The 13,098-nt window shown below is 71.5% G+C and carries 9 protein-coding genes; 1 reads left to right on the plus strand and 8 read right to left on the minus strand.

Going from position 1 to position 13,098, the window contains the following annotated elements:
• Window positions 1–44 precede the first annotated feature (44 nt).
• Complete coding sequence (locus IF655_RS18915; protein ID WP_199586067.1) at window positions 45–644, minus strand: bifunctional 2-polyprenyl-6-hydroxyphenol methylase/3-demethylubiquinol 3-O-methyltransferase UbiG; 600 nt, start codon at window positions 642–644, stop codon at window positions 45–47.
• Between the two features lie 244 nt (window positions 645–888).
• Here IF655_RS18915 and IF655_RS18920 point away from each other — a divergent pair, with 244 nt between their 5' ends.
• Window positions 889–1,773, plus strand: a complete 885-nt coding sequence (locus tag IF655_RS18920) for a lytic polysaccharide monooxygenase (protein ID WP_242488806.1) — start codon at window positions 889–891, stop codon at window positions 1,771–1,773.
• A gap of 64 nt (window positions 1,774–1,837) precedes the next feature.
• Here the strand turns inward: IF655_RS18920 and IF655_RS18925 are convergent, their stop codons facing one another.
• The 7 genes from IF655_RS18925 to IF655_RS18955 all read right to left on the minus strand — a co-directional run bounded on the left by IF655_RS18925 (window position 1,838) and on the right by IF655_RS18955 (window position 13,089).
• Entirely contained in the window at window positions 1,838–2,698 is an 861-nt protein-coding gene (locus tag IF655_RS18925) for a triacylglycerol lipase (protein WP_199586068.1), read from the minus strand.
• Between the two features lie 245 nt (window positions 2,699–2,943).
• Window positions 2,944–3,918 carry a hypothetical protein gene (locus tag IF655_RS18930; protein ID WP_199586070.1) on the minus strand — a complete coding sequence of 325 codons (975 nt, stop codon included), beginning with the start codon at window positions 3,916–3,918 and terminating at the stop codon, window positions 2,944–2,946.
• Window positions 3,915–7,328 (minus strand): DNA polymerase III subunit alpha, encoded by a 3,414-nt coding sequence (locus IF655_RS18935; RefSeq protein WP_199586071.1) that lies wholly within the window; start codon window positions 7,326–7,328, stop codon window positions 3,915–3,917. The genes IF655_RS18930 and IF655_RS18935 overlap by 4 nt, the downstream gene beginning before the upstream one ends.
• A gap of 472 nt (window positions 7,329–7,800) precedes the next feature.
• The gene (locus IF655_RS18940; protein ID WP_199586072.1) at window positions 7,801–8,898 is read right to left on the minus strand and encodes a S1 family peptidase; all 1,098 of its coding nucleotides are present in this window, start codon (window positions 8,896–8,898) and stop codon (window positions 7,801–7,803) included.
• A 421-nt stretch (window positions 8,899–9,319) separates the two neighbouring features.
• Window positions 9,320–10,219, minus strand: a complete 900-nt coding sequence (locus IF655_RS18945) for a trypsin-like serine protease (protein WP_199586073.1) — start codon at window positions 10,217–10,219, stop codon at window positions 9,320–9,322.
• Window positions 10,220–10,483: 264 nt separating this feature from the next.
• Entirely contained in the window at window positions 10,484–12,235 is a 1,752-nt protein-coding gene (locus tag IF655_RS18950; protein WP_199586074.1) for an FAD/NAD(P)-binding domain-containing protein, read from the minus strand.
• A complete protein-coding gene (locus tag IF655_RS18955) occupies window positions 12,232–13,089 on the minus strand; it encodes an amino acid ABC transporter permease (protein ID WP_199586075.1) in 858 nt (285 codons plus the stop codon). Before IF655_RS18955 ends, IF655_RS18950 begins: the two co-directional genes overlap by 4 nt.
• Between the last annotated feature and the right edge of the window lie 9 nt (window positions 13,090–13,098).

Raw genomic sequence — 13,098 nt, forward strand, 5'->3', positions numbered from 1 at the left:
CCGAGCCCGCAGCGCGGCGTCCGTAGCGGGGCGGAGCGCGCGCCTCACACCGTGCCCACCACCGCGTACCGCTCGTCCTCCACGGTCTTCCCCCACAGCAGCGGATCGCCGGACAGCGACTCCACCCGCACCTCCCGCGCGACCGGCGCCAGCAGCGCGGCGAGCCGGTCCGCGGGTATCCCGGCCGGGGCAACCGTCCCCCACACCCCCTCGACCAGCACGAACCGCCCGCCGGGTCGCAGCAGTTCACGCCAGCGGCGCAGCACCTTCTCCGGCTCGGGCAGCGCCCACAGCACATGCCGGACGAGCACCACGTCCGCGCTCCCCTCCCCCACCGGCGGCTCGGCGGCATCCCCGCGCAGCACGACCGCGTCGTGCCCGGCGAGCTTGCCCCGGGCCAGCTCGACCATGGCGGGAGAGGAGTCGACGGCCGTCACCCGGTGCCCCTGTTCGGCGGCGAGCAGCGCGAGGCTCCCGGTGCCGCAGCCGAGATCGAGCACGTCGGCAGGGCGTATGGGCAGCCACCTCCGCAACCGCGCGTCCCACGCGTCCCGCACCTCGGGCGCGCGCAGGCCGTGATCGGGCTCCTCGTCGAAGGAGGCAGCCCGCACGTCCCAGTCCACCGACCCACCCACATCACTCATGCCCGCAGCATGGCACCCCCCACTGACAACGCCCCCGAACCAGCCCCGGACCGGCTCCGGACCGCCCCTGCGCCGCCCGCTACCTGAGCCCAGCCTGAGCACGTCCTTAAGGCGACCATAAAGATCCGCCCGGACCGCCCGGACGACCCCAACTCCGCCGCGTACACGGCTAGTTTCTGATCACACCCCCCACGGAAGCCGGGCCGTCCGGCAGCCGGACGACGCGATGCCGCGAGGAGTCCCGATGCCCTTCCCCATGCTCTCGGTTCACCCCGGGCAGGGGATGTCCCGGTTGCGCGCGGCAGCGGCGGTGGCCGTGCTCGGGCTGGTCCCGCTCACGCTCACCGCCGCGCCCGCCACGGCACACGGCTCTGGCCACGGCTCCCGGAGCGGCGAGCTGTGCGGCGCGGAGAACGGGCAGTTCGGGGGTCTCGACCTGGTCGGCACCGACTGGTCCACGCCCCGGGTGCACAGCGGTCCGTACCCCTTCACGTACCGGGTGACCACGCACCACCAGGGCCGCCTCACGGTGTACGTGACCAAGGCGGACTTCGACCCGGCGCGCCCCCTGACCTGGTCGGCGCTGGACCTGGCGCATCCGGTGGCATGGGTGGCGGACGCGACGCCCTCGGGCGGTCTCTACACGTTCACGGGCACCCTCCCCGAGCGCACCGGCAGACAGGTGCTGTACGCGGTGTGGCACCGCTCGGACGGACAGGGGACGCTCCGCTCCTGCGAGGACGTGGACTTCGGCGGGACGACTCCCCCGCCGTCCCCGGCGCCGACGACCCACCGGGCGGCTCCGGTCCCCACGGCTCCGGCGTCAACTCCCGTCGCCCCGGCGGACGTACGGATCGCGGAGGCGGTGGCCACACCGACGGCGGAACCGCAGGAGCGGCACGAGCGGAAGGCTCCCGCCCCGACGGCCACCGCGCCCTCTGCCGCCCCCTCCCCGACCGCCGACTTCCCTGTCACGACGGTGACCTCACTCCATCTCGCCGACACGGGCGCCGCCCCGCACACCTCGTACGGGGCGGTCGTCGGTGCCGGGGTGCTGGCGCTCGGTTCGGCGGCGCTGTTCCTCTCGGTGCGGCAGCGTTCGACCGGCCGGGAGCGGGGCGGGCGCTGAGCGGCGCGCGCGGGATGTGCCGGGTCCTGTCCGGCGGCTCAGGTCGGACAGGACCCGGCGGCGGTCAACTGAAGACCGACGCGCAGGTGGTGGCGGTGGCGTGCGCCGGGTCGAGGGCGTTGGCGACCTCGTGGAAGGCGATGCGGTCGATCAGGCCGATCGCGACGTGTTCGGACAGGTCGAGCGGGCAGAGGTCCTGGAGCAGGACGTTGTGGACGTCGGAGCCGGTCAGGTACTGGCTGCGCCAGGGCGTGACGACCTCGTCGTACTTGGTGGCGATGACCGTGTAGTGCACTCCGGGGACGGTGTCGCCGCCCGCGTTGAGCTTGGTCAGGAAGGCCGAGCCGTTGATCTGGTCGGCGAGACCCGGGGTGGTGGCCTTGATGAGGTCCTCGGCGCCGGGGAAGTACGGCAGCAGGTTGGTCAGACCACTGAGGTCGGTCCCGTGGTTGCTCGGGGCGATCCCGACGAGGGCGTTCACCTTGGGGGCTCCGCCGAGGAACTTCAGGTAGTAGCGCGGCATCATGCCGCCCTGGGAGTGCCCGACGAGGTCGGCCTTGGCGGCGCCGGTCGAGGCGAGCACCTTGTCGACGAAGGCGGAGAGCTGCTCGGCGGACTTGTCGATGGGTCCGAGGCCGTAGAAGACGGGGACACCGGCGAGCTTGCCGTAGTCGAGGGAGTAGACGCAGTACCCGCGGTCCTCCAGGTACGGCGCGAGTCCGAGCCAGTTGTCGACGGAGTTGCCGAGGGTGCCGTGGACGAGGACGACGGGGCGCGGGTGGGCGGCGGAGGGCTTGCAGGAGTAGTCGTTCCAGCCGGAGCTGGGCGCGGTCGCGGCGTGGGCTGTGGCGGCGGGGACGGTGGCGAGGCCGGCGGCCAGGAGCAGCGCGGCGAGCGGTCTGAGCGCTCGCTTCCAGGGCAGCATCGTGTGATCTCCTTGCGGCTCAAGGGGGGTGCACGGGGACTGACCCTGTGATCCGGATCACGGGATGCTGGTTCACTCGTCAAGTTACGGACGAGTAGTGCAACTGTGAAGTTACGCGTCGGTAAAAAGTTCCATCACGCATCAGACGCACACGCACACTGAGGAACCGTCACCAGACCGGTCTGACCCGGCGACAGAACTCCAGTCACTCCCAAATCACCCACAACACGCGTAACTCGCCGCACTCACGCCGCAAGCGTCCCCGGAATCACCGCGCGGGGACCGAACTTGGCCCGCACCCGGTCGGCGACCTCCTCGATCCGGCGCACCTTCTCGTCCACGGGATCGAAGGTGAGCTGATGCGAGGCGTGTTCGGCGGGCGCCAGCCCCTCGGCGCGCAGCGTGACGGCGCGGACGCGGGCCCGCTGGAGACCGAGCGTCTCGTACATGCCGTAGGCGGTCCGGGTGAGGGCGGCCGAGTGCGCGGTCGGCTCGGCGAGGGTGCGGCAACGCGTCGTGGTGGACCGGTCGGCGTAGCGCACGGTGAGCGTCAGCGTCCGGCAGACCTGTCCCTCCCCGCGCAACCGGAACCCCAGCTCACCGGCGGCGCTCAGGAGAGCCCCGCGGTGCCGGTCGGAGTCCAACTCATCCGTACCGAAGGCGCGTTCCGCCGAGACGGACCGGGCGACCGCGTTCGGTACGACCTTCCCCCGGTCGATCCCCCGCGCCCCGTCCCGCAGTTCGCGCGCCGCGCGGGCGCCGACCAGCCGCTGGAGGGTGGACGGGGGCGCGGCGGCGACCCGGCCCAGGGTGTCGAGACCGTACTCGCACAGGGTGCGGGCGGTGGCGGAGCCGACCCCGGGCAGCGCGGCGACCGGCAGCCCGGCGAGGAACTCCGCGCGCGCACACGCCTCTTCGGGCACGACCCGCACACCCCCGGGCCGGGCGGCACGCAGCGCCAGCCGGGCGAGCATCGGTCCTGGCCCGACGCCGACGGCGCAGTCGACGCCGTACCGCGCGAGCGCCCGGACCCGGACGACGGGGGCGATCTCCACCGCGTCGCGCCCGAAGTACCGTTCGGCGCCGCCGAGATCGGCCAGCACCCGGTCCGGCACCAGCGCCTGCACCACCGGGGTGAACTCCTCCACGAGCCCGACGAGCGCGGGCAGCAGCCCCTCCCGCTCGGGCGCCAGCCGGAATCGCACACAGAGAACGGTCATCCCGCGCTCCCCGGACTCTGATGCCACAACTTCCGTGCGGCGGCGGGTCCTTGGGCGACCCCTTCCCCGGCGGGGCGCAGATCGGCCCAGGGGTGCATGTCGTACCCGGTGGCCATCCGGATACGACGGCCACCGACGCGGTCCTCGCCCACCGGCTCCACGGACTCCGCCAGTTGGGCGGCCACCCGGTCGAGACCGCCCTCGGCGCGCAGTTCGACCAGTTCGGCGAGGTTCCAGGCGGCGGAGCCGACGACGCTCAGGCTGCGCGGACCGCGCCGCTGCACCACGCCCCGCACCAGCAGCAGCCAGGAGTGGAAGACGGTGTGGGCGCAGGCGTCGTGGGAGTCGTCGAAGAAGGCGAGGTCGATCAGGCCCGTGCCGTCGTCCAGGGTGCTGAAGATGACCCGCTTGCCGGAGCGGATCGGCGGGGTCTGGGTGGCCGCCTTGGCGCCCGCGACGAGCACCGTCTCCCCGTGCCGTGCCTCGCGCAGTCGCCGCGCGGACACGACGCCCAGCTCGGCCAGGAACTCCCGGTGGTCGTCCATCAGATGACGGGAGACGTCCATGGACAGCACGCCCAGCTCTGCGCTGAGCCGCTCCGCCGGGGAGAGATCGGGCAGCCCGGCCGCAGCGGTCCGCCTGCCCCCGCCCAGCGGCAGTTGGTCCCCACGCCCGCCCCGGGCTCCCCGGTGCAACTCGGCCAGATGCAACTGGAGATCACGCCGGTTGCCGCCGAAGGCGTCCAACGCGCCGACCTGCGCGAGCCGTTGGGCCAGCGGACGTCCGGGGCGCCCGCGCTCCCAGAAGTCCCGCAGGGAGGCGTACGGCTGCCCGGCGGCGATCCGCTCCGCCTCGGCCCCGCTGATCCCGTGCACGTCGGAGAGCCCCAGCCGCACCCCCCACTTACCGGACACCAGTTCGATTCGATGGGCGACGGCGGACACGTTCACATCGAGCGGCAGCACCGGCACACCCCGCCGCCGCGCATCGGCCAGCAGCAGCCGCTTCGGATACATCCCGGGGTCGTGGGTGAGCAGCCCGGCGTAGAAAGCCGCCGGATGGTGCGCCTTGAGCCACGCCGACTGATAGGTGGGCACGGCGAAGGCGACGGCGTGCGCCTTGCAGAACCCGTAGGACCCGAACGCCTGGACGATCTCCCAGGTCCGCTCGACGGTCGCGGCGTCGTACCCCTTCTCCTCCGCCCGCTGCGCGAACCACACCCGGATACGCCCCTGTTGCTCCGCGTCGGACAGCAGCCGCCGCGCCGCGTCGGCCTCGCCGCGCCCGCAGCCGGTCATGATCGAGACGATGTCGATGATCTGCTCGTGGAAGACGACGACGCCGTACGTTCCCTTCAGCGGCGCCTCCAGATCCCGATGCGGAAACCGCACCGGCGCACGCCCGTGCCGCGCCTCGATGAACGGCCGCACCATGTCGGCGGCGACAGGACCGGGCCGGAAGAGCGAGATGTCGACCACCAGATCCTCAAAGGACTCCGGCTGAAGCCGCCCCACGAGATCCCGCTGTCCGGGCGACTCGATCTGGAAGCAGCCGAGCGTCTCGGTGGACCGGATGAGCCGATACGTTTCCTCATCCCCCTCCGGCAGCTCCTCCAGATCGACCCGCTCCCCACTGGCCCGCTCCACCTCGGCGACGGCGTGCGCCATGGCCGACTGCATCCGCACACCGAGGACGTCCAGCTTGAGCAGCCCCAGGTCCTCCACGTCGTCCTTGTCGAACTGGGACATGGGCAGCCCCTCACCACTGGTCGGCATCACCGGCGTACGGGCGAGCAGCGAGGCGTCCGAAAGCAGCACCCCGCACGGATGCATGGCGACGCCGCGCGGCAGCGCGTCCAGCGCCTCGACCAGCTCCCACAGCCTGCCGTACCGCTCCTTCTCCGCCGCCAACCGCCTCAGCTCGGGCAGCTCCTCCAGCGCGGCACGCGCGTCACGCGCCCGGATGTGAGGAAAGGACTTGGCCACACGGTCGATCTCGGCGGGGTCCATGGACAGAGCGGCTCCCACGTCCCGCACGGCGTGCCGCACCCGATACGTCTCGGGCATCGCCACCGTGGCGACCCGCTCGGCACCGAACCGCCCGATGATCGCCCGGTAGACCTCGAGCCGCCGAGCGGACTCCACATCGATGTCGATATCGGGCAGTACGACACGCTCCTTGGACAGGAAGCGCTCCATCAACAGCCCGTGCGCCACCGGATCGGCATGAGCGATCCCCAGCAGATGATTGACGAGCGACCCGGCTCCCGACCCCCGAGCCGCAACCCGAATCCCCAACCCTCGTACGTCATCGACAACTTGAGCGACCGTCAAAAAGTAGGAAGCGAACCCGTGATGCGCGATGACGTCCAGCTCCTCGTGCATCCGCTCCCAGTAGGTCCGCCGCCCGCCGTACCCCAGCCGCACCATCCCCGCCGCGGCCCGCGAGGCGAGCGCCCGCTGAGCGGTCCGCCGCCCGGCTCCCACGAGCCGGGCCTCGGGAAACCGCACACTCCCGATCCCCAGATCCCGCTCGGGATCGACAAGACACTCCCCGGCAGTGGCCAGCGTCTGCTCGACGAGCCGCCACCCCACCTCCCGCCGGTACCCGGCGGCCTCCACCACCCGCTCGGCGACCCGAAGCATGTCGGGCGCCCCCTTGAGCCACGCCTCCCCGGAGTCCAGCTCCTTCCGGAAATCAATGGGTACGAGCCGCCGCGCGGCATCCAGCACATCGGCGACGACCCCCTGCCCCGGATCGGCATACCGCACAGCGTTACTGAGCACAGGCCGCACCCCCTGCTCCACAGCGAACCCGAGCATCCGAGCGGCCAGCCGCAAGGACCCGGCACCCACCCCGCCCCGCCCGTGCCAGACGACCTCCATCCGCAGGGCGTCCCCGTACACCTCACGCCAGACGGCGAGCAGCCGAGCGGCACGACCAGCCTGCCCGGCGCCGAGAGCCCGCCCCACATCGGAATCGGGCCCGAGCAGCACGGTGAGCCCGTCCCCCCGATTGCTCTCCCAGGAAAGCCGAGGCGAAGCGGAACCCCCCGCATGAGCGGCACTGACAACCCGGCACAAATCAGCCCACCCCCGAGCCCCGTCCCGAGCCAAAAAGGTGACCCGGGGAGCCGACTCGTCCACAAAAGCCCCACCCCGAACAGGCTGCCTCCGAGACCTCCGACCCCCCTCTCCCTCCACGGCGAGATCCACCCCGAAAACCGGCCGCACCCCCCTCCCCGCACAAGCCTTGGCGAACCGCACAGCCCCGGCCAGCGTGTCCCGATCGGTCAACGCAAGAGCCCCCATCCCCCTCTCCTCAGCCCGCTCAACAAGCCGCTCCGGATGCGAGGCCCCGTACCGCAAGGAAAACCCAGAAACAACACGCACATGCACAAACCCCGCCACGAGCACCTCCCACCACTATCGAACACCCGTTCCCTTCCACCATACCCCCACCCTCGAACACCCGTACGACCCCAACCACCCCCACCCTGACCTGCACAAACGCGCCCCCCAGACCCCCGCACCCACCCACAACCCAGGCGACACACCGAAAGGCGGGCCCACAGAGACACACCGGAAGGGCGAGCCCACCCGCACCCACCCACGACACAGGGGACACACCAGACGGGCGCCCCCCCACCCGCACCCGCGTACGGCGAGAAGGGGACGTGCCGGGGGGTGTCCGCCCGCAGCGGCCGGCGCGAACGCCGCTCACTTCTCCCCTCACAGTCCGCCGGACCGAGGACGGATACCCCCCGGCGCGGCCCCGACCCCACGGACGGCGGACGCAGGACGAGACGGCCCGCGGACAAAGGACAGGGCCCCGCCCCCACCGAAGGGAGGACGGGACCCAGAACCCGAAACCGGACGAAGATCAGCCGATCTGCGCCCCCGTAGCGGCCAGCGCCTCACTCACCGGCTGGAAAAACGTCTCCCCACCGGAGGTGCAGTCACCACTGCCCCCCGACGTCAGCCCCACCGCACTGCTCCCGGAGAACAACGACCCCCCGCTGTCCCCAGGCTCCGCACACACGTCGGTCTGGATCAGCCCGGAGACCGTCCCCTCGGAGTAGTTCACGGTGGCGTTGAGCCCGGTGACAGTCCCGTCGTGGACCTGCGTAGTGGACCCACTCCGCGTGACCTTCATCCCGACGGTCGCCTCAGCCACCCCCGTGATCGCCTGCGAGGACCCGTTGTACAGATCGACCTCGCTCGGATGGGCAACGGACCCGGTGTACTTCACCAGCCCGTAGTCGTTCCCGGGGAAGCTGGACGTCTCGTTTTCCCCGATCACGTTGCCGGACGAGTCCGACCAACTGGAGATCGCCGCGGTGCAGTGCCCGGCGGTGAGGAAGTACGGCGCCCCGCCCTTGACCACGTTGAAGCCGAGCGAGCACCGCCCACCGGACCCGGTGATGGCGTCACCCCCGGCGATGAAGGGCTTGAACTCTCCCTTGGACCGCTTGAGCTGAGCGGTGCCGCCCAGCCCGTCCACGACGCGCCCCAGCTTGCCCCAAGCGGCAGCGTCAACGGTCCGGTCGGCCGTGACGACAACCTTGTTGCTGACGGGGTCGACCGCCCAGGAGGTCCCGGGAATACTGGCCTGCCGCTTCAACGTGGAACGGGCCCCATCGAGCTGGGCGAGCGAGTGGCGAACGATTCTGGCCCGGGCCCCGGCCGCCTCGACGGTACGGGCCGCGGAGCCGTCCAGCACGTTGACGACGAGGCTCTTGCCCTGGGCGTCGTAGTAGCTGCCGGCGGCGGCGGACCCGAGGTCACCCAGCAGGGAGGACCCGAGCTTGCCGGCCGCCGGAGCGGAGAGGACCTTCAACTGCCCCGCGGAACCCTGCTGACCGGCGGAGCCGACCTCGCTGGCGTTGGCGCTCTGCAGGGTGACACCCGCGGCGACGAGCGCGACGGCGGCGGCGCCCGCGAGGGCAGCCTTCCGCCTGGGTATGTGTCGGTGCTTCAACTCACGTCCTCCTGTGGGGGGTTCGGCCCGGAAAGCGTGGGGACCTGCCGAGCCGGAAGGCTGGTTGACAGTCGCTCACTCTTCCGAACCGCACAGCCGGCCCACAAGACCGACGCCGGACCGCCCCCGAACCCCACCCCTCTCCCCACACCCCGCCCCCAAAAGCCCCACGCGCTCTCCTCACCCCGCAAGACGACCCCACCCTCACCACGCACCACCACCCCACCCCCACCACGAACCGCCACTCACCTCAGCCCAGCCGCCACCCCACCTCACCCCCAGAACCGCCCCGCCACCCGCCACCCGACACTCGACCGAAGCCGCTACCACCCCAAACAAAAACGGACCCCCACGCGCGACACACACGCATGGGGGCCCGCCGAACCGACCCGTCAGGGAAGGACGGCCCGTCGAGGACCCATCAGGGGAGGGTCACCCCGTAGTAGCTCAACGCCTCGGTGACCGGCTGGAAGAACGTCGTACCGCCGGAGCTGCAGTTCCCGCTGCCACCGGAGGTGAGCCCGTACGCGACGCTGCCCGCGTACAGCGGACCGCCACTGTCGCCGCCCTCCGCGCACACCGTGGTCTGGATGAGCCCGGAGACCACGTCACCGCCGCCGTAGTTGACGGTGGCGTTGAGCGCGGTGACGCGCCCGCTGTGCGTGCCGGTGGTGGACCCGCGCCGGTAGACGGTCGTGCCCACGGAGGGCGTCGCCGCGCTGGAGATGGTCTGGCTGCCCACCGCACTCGGGTGCGAGACCGAGGAGTTGGTGTAGCGCACCAGCGCGAAGTCGTTGCCGGGGAAGCTGTACCCGACGTTGGTGCCGAGCACCGTGCTGTGCCCGGAGTCGCTGTACCAGGTGGAGGCGACCTCACCGCAGTGCCCGGCGGTCAGGAAGTAGTACGTGCTGCCGCTGCGCACGTTGAAGCCGAGCGAGCAGCGGTACTGACCGCCGTAGATGGCGTCGCCACCACTGATCAGCTTGTTGAACTTGCCGGGGGTGCGCTTGATGGTGAGCGCGTCCGCCTTCGACCCGGCCTGTTCCTTGATCTTGGCGATCTCGGCCGCGCTGACCGTGCTGTCGACGGTCACGACGACCCGGTGGTTCGCGCTGTCGACGGCCCAGGCGGTGCCCGGGATGTCGGACTGGCGGACGGAGTCGCTCGCCTGGGTGAGCTGGCTGGCGCTGAACGTGTGGACTTCGCTGGCGTTCGCGGTGGGGGCGGCGAACGCGGCAGCGGCCAGGAAGCCGGTGGCCACGGCGATCAGCCGGGTCCGTCTCGCAGCGCCGCCGCGGGGAGTTGTGCGCTTGATCCTCACTTTTCGTTCCCTCCCAAGGGAAGTCGGGGGCCCGCGTGGGGTCGGGGCCCGTGAGGCGCAGCCAGGACGAGTACCGGTCAGGCACTCATGACCCTGACAAGCGCTGAGGGGGAGTATTCGGCCGAACGGCCGGTCGGCACAAGAGTGCGTTTCGGCCTGGGCGGCCCGCCGCCCAGCTCAACCCCCTTGAATCCGCGTCAAATTCATCACCGGCGCCCCCTCAAGCCCCACCGAAACCGCGACCGCGCTCCCTCTATGGCGCCCTCACCCACCCCCCAGTTCCCGCAACACCACCCGCGCCACCGCGTCGTTCTGCCGGAACGCCGCCCCGCCCGTGCGCGGCCGGGTGAACGCCCCCGGCGTGCGCGCGTCGGTGTACGGACCGAGCGCGAACCGCCGGGGATGCGGCCGCCCGTCCCGCCCGAGGACGCGCCCGTCGGCGGGGTCGACCCGCAGCAGTCCGTCGACCGTCTCCAGCGCCTCGGCGTGCAGCTCCCGCAGCAGCGTGTCCCGGGCGCGCCCGACCGACGGATCGGGCAGCCGTGCCTCGACCAGGGCCCGCGCGCTCACCGAGAACCCCGGCACGGTCGCGGACGACGCCCGGAACACCCCGTCCTCGGCGGCGACCTCCATCTCCGCCCCCACGAACCGCAGCAGCCCCGCCCGGGACAGCGCGAGCATCTGCCGCAGCCGGGGACCGGGCGGACCGGAGGCCAGATAGCTGAAGAACCCGTGCCACCAGGACCCGAGATTCCCCAGCCGCACCAACTGCCCGTAGACGGACAGCAGTCCGAGGAAGACGCCCAAGTCCGCGCTGAACGAGGTGTTGTGACGTCGCGTCAGGTCTTCGGAGACGTACGCCCGCAGCCCCTCCTGGAACTCCGCGTGCGATCCGAACCGCACCCCCGCAAGCGGCCGGTCCAGCGCGGCGAGGTCCAGCCGGTCCCGGGGGTCCGGCACCGCCGCCGCGACCAGCGCCCGTACCTCCTCCGCCCCGTCCGCCACCGCGTACTTCTCCTCGAAGTCGGCCCATTCCATGGCGGTCCGCTCGGGGTGGGCGGTGAACAGCCGGTGGTAGTGGGCGAATCCCAGCTCCTTCTCCACCAACGGCCATATGTCACGCCGGAATTCGTACCCGTCGGGCCGTTCAAGGAGCGACCGCACCTCCTCCGGTCCGAAGAAGCGGGGCAGCGGCGGGCGTGGTCCGGTCCAGTCGTAGCCGATCTTCGAGTGGTACGGCACACCGCGGCGCGAACCGACGTACAGCACCGGCTCCCGTCCCGAGGGCAGATAGACGTAACCGCCCGCGCCGTCCTCCTCGTACCGCCCGCCCCGCCCCTCGGTGAGCAGCACCATCAGGTCGACGAAGGCGAGCCCGAAGCCGCGTACGAGTACCGGCTCTCCCGGCGCGAGCGCGGACAGATCGCTGTCGGCGGTGAAGTCGGGCGGCAGATGGACGAGGTCGTGCGCACGGGCATAGGCGTCCAACCGCTGTTGCTCCGGGTCGAGTTCGGAGTCGAGGTGACCGAGGGCGAGGACGACCAGGTCCGCGACGAGCGGTTCGGTACGGCCCTCCAGCCAGACCCGCTGACGGCCGTCGGACGGTCCGGTCACGCGCAGGGCGCGGGTGGGGTGATGGTGGACGGTGATGCTGGGCGGCAGGTCGGCGAGGGCTTGTTCGTAGACCCAGTGCAGATAGCGGCCCTGGATGCGCCGGTCGGCGAAGGTGCGCCCGTCGAGGCGTGCCCACTCGTGCAGGGTGGGTCCCTCGCGGACCGGTCCTTCCATGGTCACGGTCTCGTCGGTGAACATGGTGATGTCGGCGGCGTGGGAGTTCATCCAGAGCAGCTCGGACTGCGCCTCGCGCCAGATGCGTCCGCCGCCCGGCGGATGCGGGTCGACGAGATGGATGTCGAGCCCCTGACCGCCGTACAGCTCCGGGGAGTTGGCGGCGATGCGCTCCAGGAGTCCGGTCGCTCGGGGTCCGGCTCCCACGACGACCAGCCGGCGCCTCATCGGGCGGTCTCCGTGCCGCGGGCGTAGTACTTCTCGACGTAGTACTGGCCGACGCCGAGCACCGAGGTGACGACGGTGTACCAGAGGGTGGCGACCATCAGCAGCGGGATCACCTGATAGGTGCGGTGGTAGATCAACTGGGCGGAGAACAGCAGGTCGTTGACGGCGATGACGCTGACGATCGAGGTGCCCTTGAGGGTGCCGATGAGCATGTTCCCGGCGGCGGGCACGATGGAGCGCATCGCCTGCGGCAGCACGATCCGCCGCCACCGCTGCCAGGGGGTCATCCCGAGCGCCTGGGCGGCCTCGGTCTGCCCGTGGTCGACGGAGAGGATGCCGCCGCGCACGACCTCGGCGGCGTAGGCGGCCTCGTGCAGGGTGAGTCCGACGACGGCGACGGCGACCGGTCCGAGCAGGTTGACGGTCCTGATCCCGAACACCTGCGGGTACAGCGCCCCGATGTTGAACCACAGCAGCAACTGCACCAGGATCGGGATCGACCGGAACAGCCACACGTATCCCCAGCTCACCGATCTCAGCACGGAGTTGGTGGAGAGCCGGAGGACGGCGAGCAGGGTGCCGAGGGCGAAGCCGAGGACCATCACCACGGCGGTGAGCCACAGGGTGAGCCAGAGTCCGCGCAGCACGGAGACCGAGGTGAAGTAGTCGGCGACCACGTCCCACTGGAACGCCCGGTTGCGCAGCACCGAGTTGATCACGAGCCCGAGCAGCACCAGGACGGCGACAGCGGCGACCCGCTGGCCGTGACGGCGGCGGGGGACGATCGTGGGACCGTCCGGGCGCGAGGGCGCCGGGGACGGTGCGGCGGGTTTGGCGAGGGTGTCGGATGACATGCGGGACTC

It is taken from the genome of Streptomyces sp. DSM 110735, from assembly GCF_016482685.1.
Lineage (GTDB): Bacteria > Actinomycetota > Actinomycetes > Streptomycetales > Streptomycetaceae > Streptomyces.

Bases quoted from the DNA above. Each gene is read 5' to 3' on its own strand.
- IF655_RS18915 (WP_199586067.1), bottom strand. From the start codon at position 644: ATGAGTGATGTGGGTGGGTCGGTGGACTGGGACGTGCGGGCTGCCTCC.
- IF655_RS18920 (WP_242488806.1), top strand. From the start codon at position 889: ATGCCCTTCCCCATGCTCTCGGTTCACCCCGGGCAGGGGATGTCCCGG.
- IF655_RS18925 (WP_199586068.1), bottom strand. From the start codon at position 2,698: ATGCTGCCCTGGAAGCGAGCGCTCAGACCGCTCGCCGCGCTGCTCCTG.
- IF655_RS18930 (WP_199586070.1), bottom strand. From the start codon at position 3,918: ATGACCGTTCTCTGTGTGCGATTCCGGCTGGCGCCCGAGCGGGAGGGG.
- IF655_RS18950 (WP_199586074.1), bottom strand. From the start codon at position 12,235: ATGAGGCGCCGGCTGGTCGTCGTGGGAGCCGGACCCCGAGCGACCGGA.
- IF655_RS18955 (WP_199586075.1), bottom strand. From the start codon at position 13,089: ATGTCATCCGACACCCTCGCCAAACCCGCCGCACCGTCCCCGGCGCCC.